A 25,219-nucleotide genomic window follows, 5' to 3' on the forward strand; every position below is an offset into this window, starting at 1 on the left:
ATTTTTCCTACCATCTGTAGTGTGCAAATGCTTTATTAGCTTCTGCCATTCTATGCATATCTTCTTTCTTCTTGAAAGAAGCTCCTCTTTCATTAGCAGCTTCGAATAACTCATTAGCTAATCTTTCTACCATTGTTCTTTCATTTCTTTTTCTTGAATATTCTACTAACCATCTTAATGCTAAAGTTTGTCTTCTTACAGCTCTTACTTCAACAGGAACTTGATATGTAGCTCCTCCAACTCTTCTAGATCTTACTTCTAAAAGTGGTTTTACATTTTCGATTGCTTTTTCAAATAAATCAAAACCTTTTTCTTCGCCTCTTGCATCTAAGTTTGCAATTGCACCATATAAAATTTTCTCAGCAGTTGACTTTTTACCGTCTAACATAATTGCATTAACAAATTTTGTGATCACTTTACTATTGTAGATAGGATCAGCCATTATTTCTCTAACTGGAGCTTTTCTTCTTCTCATTTTCTTATCCTTCTACTTATTTTTTACCGGCTTTTGGTCGTTTAGTACCATATTTAGATCTTGCAACAGTTCTGTTTGCAACACCAGCAGTATCTAACGCACCTCTTACGATGTGGTATTTAACCCCAGGTAAATCCTTAACTCTTCCACCTCTTACAAGTACAATTGAGTGCTCTTGTAAATTGTGACCTTCTCCACCGATATATGAAATAACTTCAAATCCTGTTGTTAATCTAACTTTTGCAACTTTTCTTAAAGCCGAGTTAGGTTTTTTAGGTGTAGTTGTATATACTCTTGTACATACTCCTCTTCTTTGTGGACATTCTTTTAATGCTGGCGATTTAGATTTTTTTATAACCTTTTTTCGCTCATTTCTTACAAGCTGATTGATTGTAGGCATTTCTTTCCTTTATATAAATTGGTTTGAGTAATTATAAGCTTTACTCAAGCTTCTCGTGCAAATCAACATTAAGTTGAAACGATACTCCGATTCTAGGAAACTTGGTAGAGTTTTCTAAAAAAGTTCAAGATTATACTTAAAATAATATTAAAAATATCTTATGCTAAATTATTTGATATATTAAGTTTGAAGTTATCTTTTTTTACTAAAATTCGAAAAAATAAAAGGTAAAAAAAATATGACTAAACAATTATTCCCTTTAGCTTTGGGTGGTTTAGCAATAGGAACTACAGAATTTATTATTATGGGACTACTTCCTGATGTTGCAAATTCATTAGATGTTTCTATTCCTGTTGCTGGACACCTCATCTCTGCTTATGCATTTGGAGTTGTTATTGGAGCTCCTACATTAGTTGCACTTAGTGCGAAATTTCCTCCAAAATATATACTAATTACATTAATGATTTTATTTACAATATTTAACGCTTTTTCAATTATTGCACCTGATTACAATACACTTTTAATCTCAAGATTTTTTGCAGGTCTTCCCCATGGAGCATTTTTTGGAGTTGGAACTGTAGTTGCGACAAAATTAGCTCAAAAAGGAAAAGAAGCACAAGCTATTTCTTCCATGTTTACAGGACTTACTATTGCAATTTTGCTTATGGTTCCATTTGTTACATTTATAGGTCATAATCTTCATTGGAGATATGCATTTGGAATTGTTTCAATACTTGGATTATTAACTATTTTATCTTTATATCTTTGGTTACCAAAATTAAAACCTCTAAAAACTGTAACTTTCAAAGAAGAATTAGAATTTTTTAAAACAATTAAAGCTTGGCATATTTTAACTATCGTTGCAATTGGTTTTGGAGGATTATTTACTTGGTTTAGTTATATTGCTCCTCTTTTAATTCATGTATCACAATTTGATGCTTCGCAAGTTTCATATCTAATGATTGTTGCAGGTGCTGGTATGGTTGTTGGTAATATTTTAGGTGGTTATTTAGCCGATAAAAAAGACCCTGCAATTACAACTATTATGCTTTTATCATTTATGGTTATTTCACTTATTTTAGTATTTTTTCTATCAGAAAATAAAATCATTTCTATTCTTCTTACTTTTATTTGTGGAGCTTTAGCTATGTCTATTGGTACACCAATTAATATGGTAATGTTAAAAAGTGCAAAACATTCAGAAATGTTAGCTGCTGCTTTTATGCAAGCTGCATTTAATGTTGCAAATTCTTTAGGAGCATTTTTTGGAGGAATACCTCTATTTTTTGGTTTATCTTTTAATTATCCTTCACTTGTAGGAGCACTTATGGCTGGAACTGGTGCTTTATTATGTGTAGTATTTTACAAAAAATATCAACAAAGTTTTTAAATCATCTATATGATGATTTTGAACTTTTTATTTTTACATTATAAAAACCATTATTAGCTAAAAATATTCTTATTTCTTGGTCTATAAACTTATTTTTGGGTCCCTTTATTATCTCTAATATTGGTTCATTTTCTTCATTAAAGTTATCAAATTTTAGTTCAAAATATGGTATTAGGTTTCCACAAACTGCTCTAAACATCATAGGTGAAATATTATTTTCAAAAATAAATCTTTTCGTAGATTTATCTTCTGTTATTATTGGATTGTGAATTAATCTTATTTCTTGTTCTTCCATAAAAAGTTCATTTTTTGATTTTGCTGATAAATAATTTATTTCATCTATAATTTTTTCACAAAATTTTTCAAATTCATATAAATCAAAATCAAAATTATCTTTTAGTTCAAATAATGGTTTTAAAATTTTTTTAATCTCTTTTTCTTGTAATTTTTCATCATATAATACTTTTGATGTTTTAATCAAATTATTTTCTTTGAAATATTCAGTATTAAATCCAATAGCAACGCCATATCCATCATCAGAATAAGCTCTCCATTGACTTAATAAATCTTCACCTTGTGAAAATGAAGCTATATAAACATTTGGTTGTTTATTTTCATAAAATTTTAAAAAAGTATTAAATTTTTCATAATTATTTTTTGTAGTTATTTCTTGGATTTTTTTTAAAACTTTCTCTTTTATCCAATGAATTTCTTTGTAATCATTTAGATTATAAACAGAACTTAACCATAAAGTTTTATTTTGAATAATAGCTTTAAAAGCTTCAACATTGCAGTAATGATACATAATATTTCCCATAGTAACTCTCCTATGGGAATATTATACTCTATTATAATTAGGAGAAAATATTAATTTTTGTTTTCTAAACTATTTTTTAGTAGTAGTTTTAACTCAGATATTTCATCTTTTAAACTTTTTAGCTCTTTTTCAATTTTTATTTCGTTCGATTGAACTTCATCTATTATATGTTGTTCCTCTTTTTGATTTAAAATAGCCATTGCATCAACTATAATAGCAACTACAAGGTTTATCATTACAAAAGTTACTACAAATATAAAAGGTACAAAGAAAACCCAAGCATACGGATAAACTTCCATCACAGGTCTTACTATACCCATAGACCAAGATTCTAAAGTCATAACTTGAAATAATGTATAAAAAGATTCACCTAATGTTCCAAACCATTCAGGAAATCTTTCTCCAAAAAGTTGTGTAGCCATGATTGCAAAAATATAAAAAAATAGTGTCATTAATGCAATTACAGATAACATCCCTGGAATCACACTAATAAGTGCTGAAACTATTTTTCTCATCTGAGGAACAGCCGTAACTAACCTAAATAATCTAAGAACTCTTAAAACCCTTAATATTTCAAATCCTGAACTTGTAGGAACTAAAGAGATTGCTACAACGAAAAAATCAAATAAACTCCATGGGTCTTTGAAAAAAGAGATTCTATGAACATAAATTCTTAGAATAATTTCGATAGTAAAAATAGCAATAATAATTTGATTAAATATTGTTGTATAAACTCCAAAACTTTGCATAAAAGTTTTAGAAGTTTCTAGTCCCATAGTTATACCATTTAAAACTATTAAATAGATTATAAATTTTGAAAAAAATCCACTCTCTACAATATTTCTAACTCTAAGATACATAACACTCCTTTAAGTAAAAATTTTTTCGTAATAATAACCAAAAAATAGCTATTTATTAAACTCTTTATTAACTTTTAGGCATATCTTTAAGTAAAATCATTCTCATCCAAGCTGATGTTGTTATTTTAACACCTATCTCTTTTGACATTTTGTTAGCTTGTTCTTCAATCCAATCCTTTTCTATTTGATTTAAAGCTACTGGAATTGCTACATTTCTAACTTCACTTTCAATTTTCTTAGGTCTTCCCATAGATTTCTTTTTAACAACTTTTTCTTCTAATACTTTCTCTTCTGTTTTAATTTTTGTTGTATTTTGTTTTAATTTATCTGCATATCCCATATCTATTTCTCTAAAACTTTTTTCAATTCAATCATATCTTCAATTGCATTTCTGTAAATATGTCTTTTAAATCTATTATTACCAGCTTTTGTTTCTACATATTCACAATCAAATAAACTATCTTCTAAAACAGAAGATTCTCTTACAAAAATAATAGGTATATTTATACGAGAATCAATTTTATTTATCTCTTCTTGTAAATACTCTTTCAACTCAACTGCTTTGTTGTTATTTTTAGTTCTATTTACTACAATGATTATGTTTTTATTTATTTCAAGAACATCTTTTAAAGTAGCCATTGTTGCTTGAACATCAACAATAGATGTTAATGTCGGAATTACAATCTTATGAGCTTGTTTTATAATCTCATTTATTCTATTATCTTTAAAACCACCAAAATCATATACTACTTTATCATCATAAGGAATTTGTTCATACTCATCAATTGAAACTAAAAATCCTTTCTCTTCTGGCATCAAATTATGTGCTGATGAGTGAGAATCATTTGTAACATATGTATAATCAATCATTTGAGATATTTGAACAGATAAAGTTGTTTTTCCAACGCCACCTTTAATACTATAAACAACAAACGACAATATGGACTCCTTTTATTTATTTCTATATAATTTTATATTAAATATATAAATATATTTAATAATATACAAATATTATAACTTATATATTATTAAATAAATATTCTATATATTCATATATAAACTATAAAAATATATATAAAGAACTATAAATGTCCTGTTTTTACAAAAATAATAGTTTCATCTTCCACATAAGGAAAATGTTGACTTAAATGAGGACTTCTAATCCATGTACCTTTTGGATATTTGCCATATTCATCCATGAATATACCATTTAAAACATATATCTCTTCTCCACCCCAATGTTTATGAGAAATAAATTTTTCATTTTTAGTCCATTTTACCAATGTTGTTTGCTCAAATAATGGCATTACTTCTAAATTTCCTTGTCCTTGTAGCCATAAGATATTATTTGTATCAATAACTATATTTTGAGTTTTATCAGTAAAATGATTTGTTTTTCTAAATATGATACAACCCATTTTTCCACTCTCAACAAATGACTCTTTCTCTTTTGATAGTCTTAAATAAGTACCACTTTTAAACTCTCATATTCATTTATGTAAGTTCCTTCTAAAACTAATATTTCAACACTATTTATTTTTGGATTAGTATTTAATTTGTAATTTTCTTGAATTTTTATTATTGCTGTTTCTTGATTATTTATTTTTGATAATAACTTTTTTGAAACACCTTTTACTTCATCTTCAATCCATTTTAAATCATTTGTATTAATTAAAACTCTCTTTTCATAATTATCATTCATATTAGTTCACTTTTTTAAAATTTTTTATTCTTTGATAGAGAAGATACTAATGCTTATAAAATTAAATAAAACTTATTTTTAAAAGCCTTTTGTTTTTATTAAGACAAATTGAAACTATAAAAAGTCCAATTTGTCGAGTTTTATGAGATATTTTGAGATTTATTGTTATTGTTTAGGAAGCAGTTTCATAGGAACGATTTGGAATTCATCCATATTCCAAACATTATTTTTAACATAAGGTTCATTCTGTAACCATTCATCTATCTCTTCATCAGAATCAAAATCAACAAATAGTGTTGAACCAACCATTACATCATCTTCAATTAATGCACCAGCATTTATAATTTTACCTTCTGCCATTAATTTTCTAGCTCCTTCAATGTGAGCCTCTCTAGATTCTAATCTTCTTTCTAAAGCGTTATCATTATCATAAGCTATAACTAAATATTGCATTTTATTCCTTTTTTATTTTATTTTATCATTCTATCATAAAAATAAAATGATAAAACAAAATTATTACATCATAGTTGCTATTAAAAATGTTAATGGATAAATTATCACATTCATATATCTGAAAACTGGTATCATTTTAACATTTATTGGTACTATTTCTTCAATTGAAATACCCAACGATAATTTTTTCATTATTGATAATTTAAAGCTTATATCTAAAAATTTCAAAATAAATATTGAACTCATCCAAAAACTAAAATTATTAAAATAAATTGCTAAAAAAATAGTATAAAAAAATGATAAATGTAATAAAAAATATATAAAAATATTCTTTTTAAATATTAAATAGTTATTATTTATAAGACCGTATAAATCATAAGATTTTTGCCAATTTGACTCAAAAAGTTCAACTGCAATAAAAATAAGAAAAAGATAAATGTAATCCATATCAAGTAAGTATTCAATAGGGATAAACCCTATTGATTAATTTTAATGTTCAGAAAATTTAATTTTTTGATTTTTATAAAGACCAGTTCCTACAGGAATTGTTCTACCAATAACAACATTTTCTTTTAAATCTTCTAACATATCCATTTTAGCACTAATTGCAGCTTCTGTTAAAACTTTTGTAGTTTCTTGGAATGATGCAGCAGAAATAATAGAATCAGATGTAACAGCAGCTCTTGTGATACCTAATAATAAAGGTTCAGCAATCGCAGGTTGTCCACCTAATTTAATAATTTTTTCATTTTCAATTTTGAATTTCTTTTTAGAAACCATATCTCCAACGATAAATTTAGTATCACCACCATCTAAAATAGAAACTTGTCTTAACATTTGAGATGTAATAACCTCAATATGCTTATCAGCAATATTTACCCCTTGAGATCTATAAACTTGTTGTACTTCAGATACAATAAAGTAATGTAATGCTTTTTCTCCAAGAATTCTTAATACATCATGAGGAGATATTTGTCCATCTGTCAATGCTTCACCGGCATGTACAAACTCACCATCATGAACAAGAATTTGTTTAGATTTTTCAACTAAATATTCTGTTGTATTTCCTGTTCCATCCGAAATTACTATTCTTTGTTTATTTCTTAACGGTTTACCAAAAGAAACAATTCCATCAAAAGATGCTAAAACAGCTATATTTTTAGGACGTCTAGCTTCAAATAACTCAGAAACTCTTGGAAGACCTCCAGTAATATCTTTTGACTTTTGGCTGGCTTTTGGAGTTTTACCAATGATATCAGCAACCTCTACTCTTTTACCTTCAGTAACGTTTAAAGATGTCTTAGGATCTAAAGAGTATCTAATAATCTCTTTATCATCTGTAGCTAAAACAACCGATGGCTTATATCCACTTGGAATATATTCATTAACAACTAGTTTAGAAGTACCAGTTAATTCATCAAATTGCTCAGAAACTGTAACTCCTGGAATTATATCTTCAAAAGATACAATACCTGATTTTTCTGCAATTGTAGGATTTGCATATGGATCCCACTCTGCAATTACTACTTGCTCACTTGTTTCAGGTGCAGAAATAACTGAATCTTTTTCAACTTCAGTATTATCATCTAAATTAATTAAAGAACCTCTAGCAATATAATGTCTTAATGCTTCTCTATCATCAGCATCAACGATAACTGCAAAAAGACCTTTTTCTCTAACTGCCTCACCTGCTTTAATATCATGTCTTCTTTCTAAATAGTCACCTGTTAATTTATAATATTTAACAACACCTTTAGAACCTGATACTATAGTTGAAGTAATAGGTGCTCCATCTTCTACTTTTAATTCAGAAGCAAAAGGAATTCTATTTGGAATATTCCATCCTTCTTTAATCATTTCAACAATTGATTCATTTTGATCAACTTCTTCACCATCTCTGTATGGTAAATATAGTTTACCTTCAATTTTTCCTGAAATACCCGCTAACTCATTTGCTTTTGCAACATCATTTTTTCTTAAATAATATTTTTTTGTTTCAGTTCCATTTGTAATTGTTAAAATAGTCTCTTCATGTAAAGTCTCAACAGTTACTTTACCTTTAAATGGTGCATTAATTTTTGGTTCAACCAATAATAATCCAGCATTTCTTCTATTTGCTACAATGATTTTTCCATCAGATTTTACATATTTTTTAATGTTGTAATATCTAATAAATCCTTCTTTCTCAGCTTTTAATTCTCTTTCAGTTTGAGTAGCACTTGCAGTTCCTCCAACGTGGAATGTTCTAAGTGTCAGCTGAGTTCCAGGCTCTCCAATAGATTGAGCAGCAACAACTCCAACAGCTTCACCTGGTTTAGCTTTTCTTTGCTCACCTAAGTTTAGACCATAACATTTTGAACATAATCCATTTTCAACTTTACAAGTTAAAGGAGTTCTAATAACTACAGATTTTACTTCAGCTTCAGTTACAACTTTAGCATCTTCTTCTGTTATTAATGTACCTTCTGCAAATAATATTTCATTTGAAATTGGATCAATAATATCTTCAGCAATTACTCTTCCTGTAATTCTTTCTTCTAAAGACTCTATCAATTCATTTCCTGATGTAATATCTGTAATCTCAATACCTTCATGTGTACCACAATCTTCCATTGTAATTCTTACATTTTGAGAAACGTCAATAAGTTTTCTTGTTAAGTATCCAGCATTTGCTGTTTTTAACGCTGTATCTGCAAGTCCCTTTCTAGCTCCGTGAGTAGAAATAAAGTACTCAAGAACGTTTAGACCTTCTCTAAAGTTTGAAATAATTGGTGTTTCAATAATAGAACCATCTGGCTTAGCCATAAGTCCCCTCATACCTGATAACTGTCTAATCTGTGCAGCAGAACCCCTAGCTCCTGAATCTGCCATCATATAAATAGAGTTAAATCCTTCTTTATCAGCTTTAACAAGTCCCATCATCTCAGATCCAAGTTTATTATTAACTTCTGTCCAGATATCGATGATTTTATTATATCTTTCTTGCTCAGTTAACAAACCTTGAGAAAATTGTTTTTGAACTTCAATAACTTCTTTTTTAGATTTTGTAATATGTCCGATTTTACTCTCTGGAACTCTAATATCATCAATAGAAATTGAAATACCAGCAGTTGTTGCATATTTAAAACCTAAGTTTTTAAGATTATCTAAGAATCTTGGAGTTACTTCATATCCAGCTTGTTTATAAATATAATCAACTAGAGTTCCAATATCTTTTTTCTTTAAAATTTTATTCCATAAGTTAGCAGGTACAAAAGATGGTAAAATTTCATGAATAATCAATCTACCAACAGTTGTATGAATAACTTTATCATCTAACTTTGTTCTAATTTTTGCATGTAAATCAACTTGTCCCATATCTAAAGCAATTTTTACTTCATTTACGTCTGTAAATAATTTATGCTCACCTTTTACACCATCTTTTTCTAATGATAGATAATAAATACCTAAAATCATATCTTGAGAAGGAACAGCAATCGCCCTTCCTGATGCTGGTAGAAGAATATTCATAGAAGACATCATTAAGATTTTTGCTTCAGCAACTGCTTCTTGTGATAAAGGCACGTGAACTGCCATTTGGTCACCATCGAAGTCGGCATTGAAGGCAGCACAAACTAATGGGTGTAATCTAATTGCTTTTCCATCAATTAAAACTGGATGGAAAGCTTGAATAGAAAGTTTATGTAGAGTTGGAGCTCTATTTAACATAATTGGATACTCATCAACAATCTCGTTTAGACATTCCCATACTTCATTTGCTTCTGATTCTATTAATCTTTTTGCAGCTTTTAAAGTTGTTGCATAACCTTTTTCTTCTAACTTAGCCATTAAATGTGGTTTAAATAACTCTAAAGCCATTTTTTTAGGAATACCACATTGATCCATGTTTAATGTAGGTCCAACAACGATAACAGATCTTCCAGAGAAGTCAACCCTTTTCCCAAGTAAGTTTTGTCTAAATCGTCCTTGTTTCCCTTTAATAATTTCTGATAAAGATTTTAAAGGTCTTTTATTTGCACCTTTAACTGCATTTGCAGTTTTTCCATTATCAAATAAAGCATCAACAGCTTCTTGAAGCATTCTTTTTTCATTTCTAATAATAATTTCAGGTGCATCAAGTTCTGTTAATCTTTTTAATCTATTATTTCTATTGATAACTCTTCTATATAAGTCGTTAACATCTGAAACAGCAAATTTTCCACCATCTAGTGATACAAGTGGTCTTAAATCTGGTGGAAGAACTGGAAGTTGAGTTAACATCATCCATTCTGGTCTATTTCCTGAATTTAAAAAGTTTTCAACAACTTTTAATCTTTTAATAATAGTTTTTCTTTTTGCTTCAGATTTAGTTGAATCCATTTCTTCTTTTAATACAGTTAAAAGTTGGAATAAATCAAGATTTTCTAATAAATCTCTTACAATTTGTCCACCCATATTAGCTTCAAAACCAGTATGTTCAAATAAATCAGAGATAGTTCTGTATTGTTCTTCATTTAAAATATCATATTTTTCAACTTTTTTAGTTTTTTCATTATCATAATAAGCCTCACCTGCTTCACTTACAATATATGCTTCATAATATAATACTCTTTCTAAATCTTTAAGTTTAACACCTAATAATGTACCAATTCTTGTAGGTAATGATGAAACCATCCAAATATGAGCAACAGGAGATACTAAATCAATATGTCCCATTCTGTGTCTTCTTACTTTTGATGAAGTTACTTCAACTCCACATTTTTCACAAACAACACCTTTATATCTCATTTTTTTGTATTTACCACAAAGACATTCATAATCTTTTACTGGTCCAAAGATTTTTGCACAAAATAATCCATCTCTTTCTGGTTTTAATGTTCTATAATTAATAGTCTCTGGTTTTTTAACTTCACCACAAGACCATGAAAGAATTTTTTCTGGACTTGCTAATCTTAATTGAAAGGCAGCAAAATCTTGCGGTCTTTCTAACTCTTTTATTTCTATTGGTGATAATACTTTTTCATTATTACTCATTGTTTTCTACCTCTCCAAAAATCTCTACATCTAAGGCTAAAGCTTTTAACTCTTTTGTTAATACAAAGAATGTTTCAGGAACTCCAGAATTTGGAACATTTTCACCATTTGCAATAGCTCTATAAGCTCTTGTTCTTCCTTCAACATCATCTGATTTAGTTGTAAGCATTTCTTTAAGTACATTCGTTGCACCATAAGCTTCTAATGCCCAAACCTCCATCTCTCCAAATCTTTGCCCTCCAAATAGAGCTTTCCCTCCAACTGGCTGCTGTGTAACTAATGAGTAAGGACCTGTTGATCTTGCATGTACTTTTTCATCAACTAAGTGGTGAAGTTTAAGCATATACATATAACCAACATTAACTCTTTCTTTCATTTTTTCACCAGTTTTTCCATCATAAAGAACTGATTTTCCATCTGAATCAATTTTTGCTAATTCAAATAATTTTACAAACTCTTCTTCTTTTACACCATCAAAAATTGGAGTAGCAAATCTTACTCCTTTTGACCAATCTTGTGCATACTGAACTAATTCTTCATCATTTAATGAATCCATGAAAGCTTTACCATTCATTAATTTAGCAACAGATGCTATTTCAGACATTTTATTTCTTAATTCAATAATAAAATCAGCTCTTTTTGCTTCAAAAATATCTTGAATTTGAGCTCCTAACTTCTTACCTACTAATCCTAAGTGAACTTCAAGAATTTGACCAATATTCATCCTAGAAGGAACCCCTAGTGGATTTAAAATAACATCAACTGTAGAACCATCTTCTAAGTAAGGCATATCAACCTTTGGAACGATGTTAGAAACGATACCTTTGTTTCCGTGTCTTCCCGCCATTTTATCCCCAACTTTGATTTTTCTCTTAGTTGCGATATAAACTTTAACTTGTTTAATAACACCACTTGGTAAGATATCATCATGCTCTAAAATTTGAAGTTTTTCTTCATGTTCTTCTCTTAATTGAGCTTTTTGTTTTATAAAATGTTCTTTAATATCATTGTAAGTTTTTTCAACTTCTTTAGAATAAGAAGATACAACTTTTTTCATTGCAAATCTATTAATATTCATCAATACATCAACAGGAATTGTGTCACCTTTTTTATATTCTACTTCATCAAGTTCTAAATCTTTAGTTAATACAGATTTTGATAATAAATCATTAATTTTTAAGATCTCTTCTCTATCAAGCATCAATAACTTATCATGATGTTTCAAGTCTAATTCAGCTTTTTCAGCTTCAATTTCTGCTATTGCTCTTTCGTCTTTTTCATATCCCTTTTTAGTAAATACTTTAACGTCAACAACTGTACCTTCCATTGATGTTGGACACACTAAAGATTTATTGATAACATGTCCAGCTTTTTCACCAAAAATTGCTCTTAATAATCTTTCTTCAGGAGTTGGTTTGATTTCACCTTTTGGTGTAACTTTACCAACTAAAATCATTCCTGGTTTTACGTAAGTTCCAATTTTTACAATTCCTGAATTATCTAAATGAACTATTGATTCTTCTTTAACTCCTGGTAAATCTCTAGTTATTTCTTCATTACCATGCTTTAATTCTCTACATTCAACATCTTTTTCATAGATATGAACTGAAGTAAAGGCATCTTCTTCAATAAGTCTTTCTGAAAGAATGATAGCATCCTCATAGTTATATCCATTCCATGGCATGAAGGCAACCATTGCATTAACTCCAACAGCTAATTCCCCTTTATCCATAGAAGGACCATCTGCAATAACTTGACCTTTTTCAACAAAATCACCCTCTTTTACTGCAATTCTTTGCCCAAACGACGTGTTATTGTTTGTTCTTACATTTTTGTTTACTGTGTAATAATCAATGAAAGCACCATTTTCATCTTCACCTCTAACGTAAATATTTTTAGAATCAGCTTTCTCAACTAATCCAGCTCTTTTAGCTTTAATAGCTTCCCAAGCATCACGTGCTACAATTTTTTCTAAACCTGTTCCAACCACTGGAGCATTTGGTCTTAATAATGGAACAGCTTGTCTCATCATATTCGATCCCATAAGTGCTCTGTTGGCATCATCATGTTCTAAGAATGGAATTAAAGAAGCAGCAACCCCCATAACCATTTGAGAAGAAATATCAATTAAATCAACACTACTTCTTTCCATAAGTAAGATTTCACCATCTTTTCTAACTTCAATTAAAGGCTCAACAATTTTTCCATTTTCATCAACTTTTGTTGATCCAGGAGCAATTACAAGTCCCTCTTCTTGAGTAGCTGTATAATATGAAATTTCATTAGTTATAACACCGTCAACAACTTTTTTATATGGAGCTTCAATAAATCCTAAATCATTAACTTTTGAGAAAGTTGATAAAGTATTTATAAGTCCAATATTTTGTCCCTCAGGAGTTTCAACTGGACAAATTCTTCCATAGTGAGTTGGGTGAACGTCCCTTACCTCAAATCCAGCTCTTTCTTTTACAAGACCACCTTCTCCAAGTGCAGAAAGTCTTCTTTTATGAGTAACTTCTGATAATGGATTTGTTTGATCCATAAATTGAGATAATTGCCCAGACGTAAAGAATTCAGTAATTGTTGAAGTAATCATTTTAGAGTTAACTAAGTCATGTGGCATAATGTCTTCTAAAGTACCAGATAAAGTAGTCATTTTGTCTCTAATTGCTTTCTGCATTTTGATTAAACCAGCATGTAATTCATTTGCTAATAATTCACCAATTGCTCTAATTCTTCTATTTCCTAAGTGATCTCTATCATCGATATGACCATGTCCAGATTTAACTTTTACTAAATATTGAACTGTTTTAATAACATCTTCATAAGTTAAAGTAGTAACATACTCAGGTACATTAACACCTAATTTATGATTCATTTTCATTCTTCCAACTTTAGTTAAATCGTATCTTTCAGGATCAAAGAATAATTTTCTAACAAACTCTTTAGCAGCTTCTTTAGTAACAGGTTCCCCTGGTCTCATTACTTTATAAATTCTAATTGCTGATAAGTCATTTTCATCATCAATTTGTTCTGTTTGTTTTAGTAATTTTAAAGATTCAGCATCTGCTTTAAATGCATTAATAATTGAATTATCAATTCCTGTTGCTAAATCATTAGCAATATCAAATGATTCAAAACCTAAATCTAAAAGTTTTTTAAGTTTTATTTCATCAAGATTAGTTAATGCATCAAATAACACTTCTCCTGAAACTGGATCATAAATAGTATTTGCTGTACTTCTATCCATTAATAATTCTAATGGATATTCTATTAATTTAAGTCCACCTTCAATTAAAGCTTTTGCTTTTCTTGCTGTTAATCTTTTTCCAGCACCAATAACTAAATTTCCTTTATCATCTTTAACATCAAATTCAATTCTTCCCATGAAATCATCAGGATTAAATTCTGTTAAAAACTTATTATTCTTTATTTTAATATTAACTATAGGATAGAATAATTTAATAATATCCTCTTTAGAATAACCTAATGCTCTGAATAAAATTGTTACAGGTACTTTTCTTCTTTTATTAATTCTTACATATAATACATCTTTTGCATCATATTCAAAATATAACCATGAACCTCTATCAGGAATAATTTGACCTGTATAAATTAGTTTATTATCAGCTGTATTTGATTCTTCTTCTTTAAAAATAACACCTGGAGATCTATGTAATTGATTAACAACAACTCTTTCAACTCCATTTACAATAAATGAAGTTCTGTCTGTCATTAAAGGAATTTCTCTGATGAATAAAGATTGTTCTTTCATATCTTTAACACCGATTTTTTCACCAGTTTTTTCATCTAAATCCCATAAAGTTAATCTAATATTAATCTTAAGAGGTATAGAATAAGTTAGTCCTCTAACCATAGATTCTCTAACATCATATTTAGGTTTACCAACTTCACTACCTAAGTAATCAAGTGTAATTCTGTTTTGAACGTCATGTATAGGAAAAATAGATTTAAATACTTTTTCAATTCCAGCTGTTGATCTGTCATCTTGATCTACCATCAAGAAAGTATCATACGAAGTTTGTTGTAGTTGTAATAAGTTTGGAATTTCAATTTGTTGTGGATTTTTTGCAAAATCAACTCTAAGTCTATTACCAGATTTTAAAGAGTTTAACATTTTAGGCCTTGTTATAAAATTTGGTTTAGTTTGCTTTTATTTATTTTAAAGCACAAAAGCATCCATAAAGGATAGGGTTAAAATTTCTCAAAAATTTTAACCTTAACCTTCAAAGATGCTAATCTTTATACAGGGAATTCCCTGTATAACAGATATAATCATTAATATGATTATTTAATTTCTACTTTTGCTCCAGCAGCTTCTAATTGAGCTTTTGCAGCTTCAGCATCTGCTTTTGAAATACCCTCTTTAATAGTTGAAGGAGTTTGTTCAGCAGCATCTTTTGCTTCTTTTAATCCTAAACCAGTTAATGCTCTAATTTCTTTAATAACATTAATTTTTTTGTCTCCTGAATCAACGATAACTACGTCAAATTCAGTTTTTTCTTCAGCAGCTTCTGCAGCAGCTACTGCACCACCTGCAACTGCTACAGGTTGAGCAGATACACCAAATTTTTCTTCAAATTCTTTAACTAATTCTGATAATTCTAATACAGATAAACCAGAGATAAATTCTAAAACGTCTTCTTTAGAAATTGCCATTTCATTTTCCTTTTTAATTTTTATAATTTAATTTTTAATAGCTTAAATAATTAAGCAGCCTCTTCTTCTTTTTTTCTTCTAAGAGCATCAAGACCAATAGTAAAGTTTCTAACTGGTCCCATCCATACAGAAGCAAGCATACCAAGAAGTTCTTCTCTTGATGGTAATTTAGCGAACGCATTAACTCTTGAAGCATCTGCAATTTCACCTTCGATAATACCAGATTTAATAGTAAATTTTTCTTTATTAGCAGATGCAAATTTATCAGCTACTTTACAAGCTGAAATTTGATCTTCTGACCATAAGAAAATATTTGTACCACTTAACTCGATATCACCTAGCTCAGCATTTTTAACTGCAACTGTCACTAAAGTATTTTTAGCAACTTGAACTTTTGTATTATTAGCTTTAGCTTCTTTTCTTAAAGATTCTAACTCTTTATGAGTAAGACCTTTGTAATCACAAACTACAACAGCTAAAGAATTTTTAAATTCAGCAGATAAAAAATCAATAATTTCTGATTTTTGTTGTTTAGTCATCTATTTCTCCTCCCTTCAAAACATCGACTTAGGCGGGATTTACAAGAAACGGAGGTGTCTCTTACCAGCTGTCTAAAGTTTTATTTCAGTGCTTTGAATAACACTCAATAATAAAGATATTTAAATCTATATTATTGAATGTTAAAAAAAATCAGACAAGGTAAAACCTTATCTGATTTCCATCAATTCCATGTTATCTAATATAACTGAAGGACTCATTGTTAATGAAATTGCTGCATTTGTGATATATCTACCTTTTGCAGTTGAAGGTTTAGCTTTATTAATTGCTGCAATAAATGCTGCTGCATTTTCTTTAATTGCTTCTGCAGAAAATGAAACTTTACCAATTCCAGCTTGCATATTACCTTTTTTATCAACTCTATAAGTAACTTGACCACCTTTAGCATCATTTACAGCTTTAGTAACATCCATTGTTACAGTTCCTGTTTTAGGATTTGGCATTAAACCTTTTGGCCCTAAAATTCTTCCAACTTTTCCTACGATACCCATACAATCTGGCGTTGCAATTAAAACATCAAAATTTATGTTACCAGCTTGAATTGCTTCTGCTAAATCATCATTACCAACAACATCAGCACCTGCTGCTTTTGCTTCGTCCAATTTTAAACCTTTTGCAAAAACTGCAACTCTTACAGTTTTACCAGTTCCATTTGGAAGAACAACAGCACCTCTAATCATCTGATCTGCATGTCTTGGATCTACATTTAAATTTAATGCTATTTCAACACTTTCGTCAAATTTAGCAGACTTTAATTCTTTTACTTTTTCACATGCATCTGATAAAGAATATTTTTTATTTTCAACTTTCTCTACTAATGCTTTATATCTTTTTGAAACTTTTGCCATTTTTTTCTCCGCAATATTTTATTTTGCTACCGCCTTTATAAGCCTGGTGGTGAGACTTCTATAATACTGAATTATAATTCTGTATCAATACCTATAGATCTAGCTGAACCAGCAACAATTCTAGCTGCTACTTCTCTATCATCTGTATTTAAATCTTTGATTTTTAAATCAACTATTTCCATAATTTGTTCTTTTGAAAGCTTTCCAACTTTTTGCTTAAGTGGATTACTTGAACCTGTTTTTACACCAGAGATTTTTTTAATTAAATCTGTCATTGGTGGTTGTTTTATTTCAAATGTAAAACTTTTATCTGTATAAACAGTAATTACAACAGGAATTCTATATCCTGCTTTATCTTTTGTTTTTTCGTTAAAAGCTTTACAAAATTCCATAATATTAACACCTCTTTGACCTAAAGCTGGTCCAACTGGAGGTGATGGATTTGCAGCACCCGCAGGTATTTGTAATTTTAGTAGCCCTTGAATTTTTTTAGCCATGCTATTCCTTTAAAAAATTTTTTAATGATTAGACATTAGGCAAGAAAACTATTAAGAAGCTAGTTTTTTTGCCTAATGCCTAGAGTTTGAAAATATCAAACTACTCTTTCTACTTGAGTATATGATATTTCTACTGGTGTATTTCTACCAAAAATTGAAACATTTAACTTTAATAATCCTGAAACCATATCAAAATCTTCTACTATTCCATTGAAATTTGCAAATGGACCCTCATTGATTCTTACCATTTCACCTTCATCAAATGAAACTTTTGGTTTTGCAGCTGCTCTATTTTTAACTTTTTCTAAAATTAAACTAATATCTTTTTCAGATAGAGCTGTAGGTTTTTTTGATTCACCAATAAATCTTCCTACCTTTGGCATTGATTGTATCCTATGCCATAATCCAGTATCTAAATCAATTTTAGCAAAAGCATATGCAGGATATAAAGGTCTTTCTACTATACTTTTTTTACCTTTTTTAATTTCTATTAAATCTTCAGTTGGTACTAAAACTTCTATAATTCTATCATCTGCCATTTCTTCAGCTAACTTAAGTAAAGCTTTTTTTACAGACAATTCACTTCCTGAATAAGTTTGTATTGCGTACCATTTATGTGCCATTTCTTTCCCTTAATTAATTATAGAAGATAAACTTAATGCCATAACACCATCAATTAAAGCTAAAAATAGAGTAATTACTGTTACTACAATAAATACAGACAAATAAGCTGATCTTATTTGCTCTTTTATAGGAAAAATAACTTTTGACAATTCCGATTTTACATTAGTGTAATAACTTTTTATTTTACTCACAACTTACTCCGATTCTGTTTGGTAAAGACTAAGCTTTTAAATTCTTTTAAAAAAAGAGTAAAACTTCTTTTAAAAAAATTTAGTGGCAGGCCAGGAGGGACTCGAACCCACAACCATCGGATTTGGAATCCGGCGCTCTACCATTGGAGCTACTGACCTATTTTTTAAGAAAAGAGCCAAAAGGCTCTTTAATTTAAGATTTTAATTTAACTTCTTTATGTAAAGTATGTTTTTTTAATCTTGGACTATATTTTTTAACCTCAAACTTTTCAGTATGAGTTTTTGGATTTTTCCAAGTTGTATAGTTAATATCACCATTTTCTTGGCATTTTAATCCTATTTTAATTCTTACTGCATTTGCCATAATTAATCCTTATTCGATAATTTCAGCAACAACTCCAGCACCTACAGTTCTACCACCTTCTCTAATAGCAAACTTTGTACCTTTGTCTAGAGCAATTGGAGCAACTAATTCAACTGTCATTTCTACGTTATCACCTGGCATAACCATTTCAGTACCTTCTGGTAAAGTACAAGAACCAGTAACATCTGTTGTTCTTACATAGAATTGTGGTCTATAACCTGAGAAGAATGGAGTATGTCTTCCACCTTCCTCTTTAGAAAGGATATAAACTTCACATCTGAATTTTGTATGCGGAGTAATAGTTTTTGGTTTACATAAAACTTGTCCTCTTTCTACATCTTCTTTTTTAATACCTCTTAAAAGAATACCACAATTATCTCCAGCTTGACCTTGCTCCATTTCTTTTCTGAACATTTCAACACCAGTTACAGTAGTTGTTTTAGTTTCAGTAAATCCAACGATTTCAATAGTTTCACCAATTTTAATAGTACCTTTTTCAATTCTTCCAGTAACAACTGTTCCTCTTCCTGAAATAGAGAATACATCTTCAACAGGCATTAAGAAATCCTGATCAATATCTCTTTCTGGAGTTGGAATATATTCATCAACTGCTGCCATTAATGCAACAACTTTCTCTCCCCATGGACCAACAGTTCCAGCTTTAGCTTCTTCTAATGCTTGGAATGCAGAACCAGCAATAATTGGAGTGTCATCACCTGGGAAATCATAAGTTGATAAAAGTTCTCTAACTTCCATTTCAACTAATTCTAACATTTCTTCTCTATCTTGCTCATCTAATTGATCTTCTTTATTTAAGAATACAACGATATAAGGTACACCTACTTGTTTAGACAATAAGATGTGCTCTCTTGTTTGAGCCATAGGACCATCTGTTGCAGCAATAACGATAATTGCTCCATCCATTTGAGCAGCACCAGTAATCATGTTTTTAACATAATCGGCGTGTCCTGGACAATCAACGTGAGCATAGTGTCTTTTATCAGTTTCATACTCAATATGAGAAGTAGCGATAGTAATTCCTCTTTCTCTTTCTTCTGGAGCGTTGTCGATTTGATCGTAATCTTTCATCTCTCCACCATATTTAACCGCTAAAACTGCTGAAATTGCAGCCGTTAAAGTAGTTTTACCGTGGTCAACGTGACCAATTGTTCCGATATTAACGTGTGGCTTGTTTCTTGAAAATTTTTCTTTTGCCATAGAATTCCCCTTCTAAATTTTGGTTATTGCCCTCTGAGTAGATAAGCCTCTGGCTTCTCTATTCAGAGGGGATTATTATTAATGCACGAATGCGTTGCGTATTATATATAAAAAATACTAAAAAAAACTTTAAAGGGAGATAAAATTAAAGAGTTATAAAAAAATGTGCTTATAACTCAGCTCCCAGTAATCAATAAATAATGGAGCGGGAGACGAGACTCGAACTCGCGACAGTCTGCTTGGAAGGCAGAAGCTCTAGCCAACTGAGCTACTCCCGCAACATTGCGTGGTGGTGAGAGAAGGATTCGAACCTTCGAAGCCTGAGGCGGCGGATTTACAGTCCGCAGGATTTGACCACTCTCCAACCTCACCGTTGAAATTATTATTGTTCTGGTCAAGCGCTGATCTTCCAAAGATTACGCACGACAAAAATGGAGCTGGTGAAGGGAGTCGAACCCCCGACCTGCTGATTACAAATCAGCTGCTCTAGCCAACTGAGCTACACCAGCACCAAACAAAATGGTGGTTCGAGACAGAATCGAACTGTCGACACAAGGATTTTCAATCCTTTGCTCTACCGACTGAGCTATCGAACCACTGCAAATTGGAGTGTGATTATACTTGCTAATTTATTAATTCTACCTTAAATTATTTACAAACTTCTTAAATTCATCTCCTCTATGAGCATATGATTTAAACTGATCCAAAGAAGCTGCAGCTGGAGATAAAATACCTATTGAATCATTACCCATATTAATATCCATTTTTTCAACTGCAATATTTAAATAATTACATTCAAAATATTTTATTGAATAGCTTTTACAATAGGATATTATTCTATCACTATTTGTTCCTATCGCATATACCAAAATATCCATCGAATTTATATTTTGGAATAATGGTTCTAAGTTTGCACCTTTATCATCTCCACCTAAAATTAAATGTATTTTTTTATTTTTATATGGAACCAATGCATTTATTGTTGCATCAACATTGGTTGCTTTACTATCATCTATCCACAATCTATTTTTTTTATCTCTAAACTCTTCTACTTTATGCTTATCTATTTTAAAAGAATTAATTAAATCATAATTAACCTCGTCAATGATAATTTTTCTCGTACACATTGCAAGAATTGCATCTAATAAAAAAGGCTCTTTAAAATTAATTCTTGATTTATCAAATCCAAAATAATTGCATAGATCTTCACTATTTTTATATGTTATTAAATGTGCATTCGTTTTATACTCTTTAAATTTATCAGGAACTATTGCTATGTCATTTTCATTCATTAACTCTAAAGGTTTTAATTTTGATTTAGTATACTCTTCAAATGAACCATGCCAAGTAATATGGTCTTCACTTATTGGTAAAAGAATATAAATATTAGGTTTTGCAATCTTTGTATAATGTAATGTGAAAGATGAAGTTTCTAATATCCAAATTCTTTTATTTTCATCTAGTAAACTCAAAGGTATTCCAATATTTCCTCCACAAACAGAATCTAAATCTTTTAATAATTCCTGACACATTTGCGTAGTTGTAGTTTTCCCATTTGTTCCTGAAATCCAAACACTAAAAGGCATCTTATCAAAAAACAAATCATAATCACTAATTAAATTTCTTGATTCCAAAACCATTTTATTATAAGGAGGAATTCCAGGACTAACAATAGTTAATTCATCTGATCCTTTGTCATAAGTATTAAAGTCTGTTTCATCATACAATAAAGCATTTGGAAATCTCTCTTTTAAAGCAAGAGCTGTTATTCCTTTCCCTAGTATTCTAATCTTTCTTTCATCTTTTTTCATTTTAGCTCTTTTATCTAATTTTTAAACTTAACAATGCAATCAGATTTGACATAAAAGCAATAATCCAGAATCTAACAATTATCTTATTCTCTTTCCAACCTTTTTGTTCAAAATGATGATGTATAGGTGCCATTAAAAAAACTCTTTTTTGTCTTAATTTATATGAACCTACTTGTAATATGACAGAAATTGTTTCAAGTACAAATATAAATCCTATTGCAACTAATAATATCTCTGATTTAGCAATAATTGCCATATACCCCATGAAAGCGCCTAAAGGAAGAGAACCTGAATCTCCCATAAATATTTCAGCAGGATATGAATTAAACCATAAAAAAGCTATCAATGCTCCGCAAATTGCTGAACCCATTATTGCTAATTCACCAACAATTTGAATATTAGGTAATAATAAATATGAAGCAAAAAAAGCATGTCCTGTTATATAAACTAAAATAGAAAGTGTAAAAAATGCCATTATAGATGGTACTGTAGCAAGTCCATCTAATCCATCAGTAAGATTTACTGCATTTGAAGCACCTACAATAACAAACATCCAAAAAACTATTGCAATTACACCCATTTCAAATAATGGAAATTTATAAAATGGTGTAAAAAGTTCACTTGAATGTCCGAAGTAATAAATTCCAAAAGCAACTATTCCTGCACTTAAAAACTGTAACAATAACTTAACTCTTGCAGTTAATCCTGCAGAATTTTTATCTTTTGATATTTTAGAATAATCATCTTGTATTCCAATCAAAGAGAATAAAGCCAAAGTTAACAATCCACCTACAACATAAAAATTATTTAATTTAGCTGTTAACACAGTTGCAATAATAGTTGCACTTATAAATACAACTCCACCCATTGTAGGTGTTCCTACTTTTGCTTGATGACCTTGAGGTGCATGTTCATATATTGGTTGAGAAGCTTTTTTTTGTTTTGCCCAACTAATAAATTTTGGCATTAAATACATAGTTAAAATAAAAGCTATGAAAAAACTAATTCCTGCACGAACTGAAATATATTGGAAAATATTAATATCCAAATGTCTATAGAACCAATAAAACAAACTTGAACCTTGATTTTGATATAATTGCGGGATTATATAATATAATACTTTTTAAAAGGTTTAAAATGAATAATAAAACTATACTAATAATAACTGATGGTATTGGACACAATTCATCAAATAAATATAATGCATTTTACAGTGCCAATACTCCTACATATGATTATTTATTTAAAAATATTCCGTACTCTTTGATTCATACTTATGGAAATTATGTTGGTCTTCCAGATGGACAAATGGGTAATAGTGAAGTTGGACACATGACTATTGGAAGTGGAAGAATTTTATATCAAGATTTAGTAAAAATAAATATTGCTATTGAAAAAAATACTTTAAAAGATAATGAAATTTTAAAAAATAATATTAACTCATCAAACAATATTCATCTACTTGGATTATTAAGTGATGGTGGTGTTCACTCTCATATTGACCATATTATTGCCATGGCAAAAATTGCAAAAGAATTTAATAAAAAAGTATTTATACATATTATTACTGATGGTAGAGATGTGGCTCCTGATTGTGCACAAAAATATATAAATCAAATTTTAGAGATTTGTGATGAAGATATAAAAATCGCGACTATTGCTGGAAGATATTATACAATGGATAGAGATAATAGATGGGATAGAGTTAAAAAAGGTTATGATGCAATGACATTTGCAACTCCTTCAACTACAAGTGACATTTCATCTTATTTAAAAGATTCATATGAAAACCAAATCTTTGATGAATTTATTGTTCCAACGGCATTTGAAGGATATGAAGGTATAAAAGATAATGATGGAATAATTTTCTGTAATTTTAGAAGTGATAGAATGAGAGAAATTTCTTCTGTTTTTGCAAATAAAAACTTCAATGAATTTGATACTTTCAAAGGTAAATTAAATCTTGCAACAATGACTCAATATGATAAAAATACACCTATTCCAGTTTTATTTCCTAAAGAATCTCCAAAAAATACTTTAGCTGAAGTAATTTCAAATGCTGGTTTATCTCAACTTCATACTGCTGAAACAGAAAAATACGCTCACGTTACATTTTTCTTTAATGGAGGAGTTGAAGAACCTATGTTAAATGAAACAAGAGTTTTAATTCCTTCACCTCAAGTTGCAACATATGATTTACAACCCCAAATGTCTGCACCTCAAGTTGGAGATGCAGTTAGAACTGCTATGAATAATAATACAGACTTTATAGTTGTTAACTTTGCAAATGGTGATATGGTTGGACATACAGGTGTATTTGATGCAGCTGTAAAAGCTGTTGAAGCTGTTGATTTTGAATTAGGTTTGATATTTGAACTTGCAAAAAAACAAAATTACAATATTGTATTAACATCTGACCATGGAAATTGTGAAATGATGAAAGATGAAGATGGAAATATTCTAACAAATCATACTGTTGGAGATGTTTATTGTTTCGTTTATGCAAATAGTGTAACAGAGGTTAAAACTGGTAGTTTAAATAATATTGCGCCAACAGTTTTAAAATTGATGAATTTAGAAATCCCTCAAGAGATGGATGAACCACTTATATAAAGATAAATAGTGTTATTCCTAAATATCAAAAAATTAAAACTTGTTTTAAATAATAAACAATTGGTAAATATTTCTTTTTGTATTAAAAATTCAACAGCATTAATTGGAGAGAGTGGAAGTGGTAAATCTTTGACACTAAAAGCTTTATTAAATCTTCTACCTCCTTCAATAAAAATGGAAAAAGATATTGAGTCTAATTTTGATTTAAACTATGATTCAATAGGTTTCATACCTCAAAATCCTTTTACTTCTTTATCTTCAATGACTAAAATATCAAAACAATTTTTCTGTTCTGACAAAAAAAAAGAAGAAGTTTTAAAAATACTAAATTTAGATAAATCTATATTAAATAAATTTCCATCACAATTAAGTGGTGGACAAATTCAAAGAGTTGTTATAGCAATAGCAATAAGTAGAAATATAAAACTTCTTCTATTAGATGAACCTACAACTGCCCTTGATGAAGAGAATAAAAAAAATATAATAAATATTGTAAATGATTTAAAAAAACATTTGAATATATTGACTCTTTTTGTTACACATGATATAGATTCTATAAAAGATTTATGTGAAGAGATAATAATACTTAAAAATGGAGAGATTATTGAAACAGGATTAACAAAGGAGATTTTATCTTCTCCCAAAGAAGACTATACAAAAAAGTTGATAAATTCAACTTTTAAAAACAAAACTTTTAGGAATTAA

General features: G+C 29.4%; 25 protein-coding genes and 5 tRNA genes. 3 read left to right on the forward strand and 27 right to left on the reverse strand.

The genetic code is table 11. The features are described from left to right. Positions 1-7: 7 nt before the first annotated feature. Both rpsG and rpsL read right to left on the reverse strand, forming a co-directional pair. Entirely contained in the window at positions 8-475 is a 468-nt protein-coding gene (gene rpsG / locus AAQM_RS10690) for a 30S ribosomal protein S7 (protein WP_129095343.1), read from the reverse strand. Between the two features lie 16 nt (positions 476-491). After that, complete coding sequence (rpsL, locus tag AAQM_RS10695) at positions 492-875, reverse strand: 30S ribosomal protein S12 (RefSeq protein ID WP_014475127.1); 384 nt, start codon at positions 873-875, stop codon at positions 492-494. A gap of 238 nt (positions 876-1,113) precedes the next feature. On the opposite strand from rpsL, the gene AAQM_RS10700 reads away from it, so the two are divergent. Beyond that, the gene (locus AAQM_RS10700) at positions 1,114-2,265 is read left to right on the forward strand and encodes an MFS transporter (RefSeq protein ID WP_129095344.1); all 1,152 of its coding nucleotides are present in this window, start codon (positions 1,114-1,116) and stop codon (positions 2,263-2,265) included. A 1-nt stretch (position 2,266) separates the two neighbouring features. Here the strand turns inward: AAQM_RS10700 and AAQM_RS10705 are convergent, their stop codons facing one another. The 25 genes from AAQM_RS10705 to mraY all read right to left on the reverse strand — a co-directional run bounded on the left by AAQM_RS10705 (position 2,267) and on the right by mraY (position 22,973). Then, complete coding sequence (locus AAQM_RS10705; RefSeq protein WP_129095345.1) at positions 2,267-3,082, reverse strand: DUF2971 domain-containing protein; 816 nt, start codon at positions 3,080-3,082, stop codon at positions 2,267-2,269. 50 nt (positions 3,083-3,132) lie between these two features. Further along, entirely contained in the window at positions 3,133-3,942 is an 810-nt protein-coding gene (locus AAQM_RS10710; protein WP_129095346.1) for an ion transporter, read from the reverse strand. A gap of 67 nt (positions 3,943-4,009) precedes the next feature. Continuing rightward, a complete protein-coding gene (locus AAQM_RS10715; protein ID WP_129095347.1) occupies positions 4,010-4,282 on the reverse strand; it encodes a hypothetical protein in 273 nt (90 codons plus the stop codon). A gap of 2 nt (positions 4,283-4,284) precedes the next feature. Next, positions 4,285-4,881, reverse strand: coding sequence for a nucleotide-binding protein (locus AAQM_RS10720; RefSeq protein WP_164967049.1), 597 nt, complete (start codon positions 4,879-4,881; stop codon positions 4,285-4,287). Positions 4,882-5,024: 143 nt separating this feature from the next. Continuing rightward, positions 5,025-5,360: a cupin domain-containing protein gene (locus AAQM_RS10725; protein WP_129095349.1), complete on the reverse strand. Its 336-nt coding sequence runs from the start codon at positions 5,358-5,360 to the stop codon at positions 5,025-5,027. Between the two features lie 41 nt (positions 5,361-5,401). Continuing rightward, on the reverse strand, positions 5,402-5,644 hold the full coding sequence (locus tag AAQM_RS10730) for a cupin domain-containing protein (RefSeq protein WP_129095350.1): 243 nt from the start codon (positions 5,642-5,644) through the stop codon (positions 5,402-5,404). Positions 5,645-5,809: 165 nt separating this feature from the next. After that, positions 5,810-6,097: a YciI family protein gene (locus AAQM_RS10735; RefSeq protein WP_129095351.1), complete on the reverse strand. Its 288-nt coding sequence runs from the start codon at positions 6,095-6,097 to the stop codon at positions 5,810-5,812. A gap of 63 nt (positions 6,098-6,160) precedes the next feature. Next, positions 6,161-6,544, reverse strand: a complete 384-nt coding sequence (locus AAQM_RS10740; RefSeq protein WP_129095352.1) for a hypothetical protein — start codon at positions 6,542-6,544, stop codon at positions 6,161-6,163. A 42-nt stretch (positions 6,545-6,586) separates the two neighbouring features. After that, positions 6,587-11,110, reverse strand: coding sequence for a DNA-directed RNA polymerase subunit beta' (gene rpoC, locus AAQM_RS10745; protein ID WP_129095353.1), 4,524 nt, complete (start codon positions 11,108-11,110; stop codon positions 6,587-6,589). Then, on the reverse strand, positions 11,103-15,248 hold the full coding sequence (gene rpoB, locus AAQM_RS10750) for a DNA-directed RNA polymerase subunit beta (protein WP_129095354.1): 4,146 nt from the start codon (positions 15,246-15,248) through the stop codon (positions 11,103-11,105). Before rpoB ends, rpoC begins: the two co-directional genes overlap by 8 nt. A gap of 170 nt (positions 15,249-15,418) precedes the next feature. Continuing rightward, on the reverse strand, positions 15,419-15,790 hold the full coding sequence (gene rplL, locus AAQM_RS10755) for a 50S ribosomal protein L7/L12 (protein ID WP_129095355.1): 372 nt from the start codon (positions 15,788-15,790) through the stop codon (positions 15,419-15,421). A 50-nt stretch (positions 15,791-15,840) separates the two neighbouring features. Beyond that, complete coding sequence (rplJ, locus tag AAQM_RS10760; RefSeq protein ID WP_129095356.1) at positions 15,841-16,329, reverse strand: 50S ribosomal protein L10; 489 nt, start codon at positions 16,327-16,329, stop codon at positions 15,841-15,843. A gap of 168 nt (positions 16,330-16,497) precedes the next feature. After that, positions 16,498-17,196, reverse strand: coding sequence for a 50S ribosomal protein L1 (gene rplA / locus AAQM_RS10765; RefSeq protein ID WP_129095357.1), 699 nt, complete (start codon positions 17,194-17,196; stop codon positions 16,498-16,500). Between the two features lie 71 nt (positions 17,197-17,267). After that, on the reverse strand, positions 17,268-17,693 hold the full coding sequence (gene rplK, locus AAQM_RS10770; RefSeq protein WP_129095358.1) for a 50S ribosomal protein L11: 426 nt from the start codon (positions 17,691-17,693) through the stop codon (positions 17,268-17,270). 95 nt (positions 17,694-17,788) lie between these two features. Next, positions 17,789-18,316 (reverse strand): transcription termination/antitermination protein NusG, encoded by a 528-nt coding sequence (gene nusG, locus AAQM_RS10775; RefSeq protein ID WP_129095359.1) that lies wholly within the window; start codon positions 18,314-18,316, stop codon positions 17,789-17,791. A 9-nt stretch (positions 18,317-18,325) separates the two neighbouring features. Next, positions 18,326-18,508 carry a preprotein translocase subunit SecE gene (gene secE, locus AAQM_RS10780; RefSeq protein WP_129095360.1) on the reverse strand — a complete coding sequence of 61 codons (183 nt, stop codon included), beginning with the start codon at positions 18,506-18,508 and terminating at the stop codon, positions 18,326-18,328. A gap of 83 nt (positions 18,509-18,591) precedes the next feature. Then, positions 18,592-18,667, reverse strand: a tRNA-Trp gene (locus AAQM_RS10785). 34 nt (positions 18,668-18,701) lie between these two features. Beyond that, entirely contained in the window at positions 18,702-18,872 is a 171-nt protein-coding gene (gene rpmG / locus AAQM_RS10790; RefSeq protein WP_128987156.1) for a 50S ribosomal protein L33, read from the reverse strand. A gap of 9 nt (positions 18,873-18,881) precedes the next feature. Then, positions 18,882-20,090: an elongation factor Tu gene (tuf, locus tag AAQM_RS10795; protein ID WP_129095361.1), complete on the reverse strand. Its 1,209-nt coding sequence runs from the start codon at positions 20,088-20,090 to the stop codon at positions 18,882-18,884. Between the two features lie 201 nt (positions 20,091-20,291). Then, positions 20,292-20,368 (reverse strand) — tRNA-Gly (locus AAQM_RS10800). 9 nt (positions 20,369-20,377) lie between these two features. Further along, positions 20,378-20,462: transfer RNA gene (locus AAQM_RS10805), tRNA-Tyr, on the reverse strand. 60 nt (positions 20,463-20,522) lie between these two features. Then, positions 20,523-20,599 (reverse strand) — tRNA-Thr (locus AAQM_RS10810). Between the two features lie 11 nt (positions 20,600-20,610). After that, positions 20,611-20,686 (reverse strand) — tRNA-Phe (locus AAQM_RS10815). A 42-nt stretch (positions 20,687-20,728) separates the two neighbouring features. Further along, positions 20,729-21,901, reverse strand: coding sequence for a UDP-N-acetylmuramoyl-L-alanine--D-glutamate ligase (gene murD / locus AAQM_RS10820; RefSeq protein ID WP_129095362.1), 1,173 nt, complete (start codon positions 21,899-21,901; stop codon positions 20,729-20,731). 10 nt (positions 21,902-21,911) lie between these two features. Then, positions 21,912-22,973, reverse strand: coding sequence for a phospho-N-acetylmuramoyl-pentapeptide-transferase (gene mraY, locus AAQM_RS10825; protein ID WP_129095363.1), 1,062 nt, complete (start codon positions 22,971-22,973; stop codon positions 21,912-21,914). A gap of 65 nt (positions 22,974-23,038) precedes the next feature. On the opposite strand from mraY, the gene gpmI reads away from it, so the two are divergent. Both gpmI and AAQM_RS10835 read left to right on the forward strand, forming a co-directional pair. Beyond that, positions 23,039-24,514, forward strand: coding sequence for a 2,3-bisphosphoglycerate-independent phosphoglycerate mutase (gene gpmI, locus AAQM_RS10830; RefSeq protein WP_129095364.1), 1,476 nt, complete (start codon positions 23,039-23,041; stop codon positions 24,512-24,514). A gap of 9 nt (positions 24,515-24,523) precedes the next feature. Continuing rightward, the gene (locus AAQM_RS10835) at positions 24,524-25,219 is read left to right on the forward strand and encodes an ATP-binding cassette domain-containing protein (RefSeq protein ID WP_129095365.1); all 696 of its coding nucleotides are present in this window, start codon (positions 24,524-24,526) and stop codon (positions 25,217-25,219) included.

Source organism: Arcobacter aquimarinus (genome assembly GCF_013177635.1).
GTDB lineage: Bacteria > Campylobacterota > Campylobacteria > Campylobacterales > Arcobacteraceae > Aliarcobacter > Aliarcobacter aquimarinus.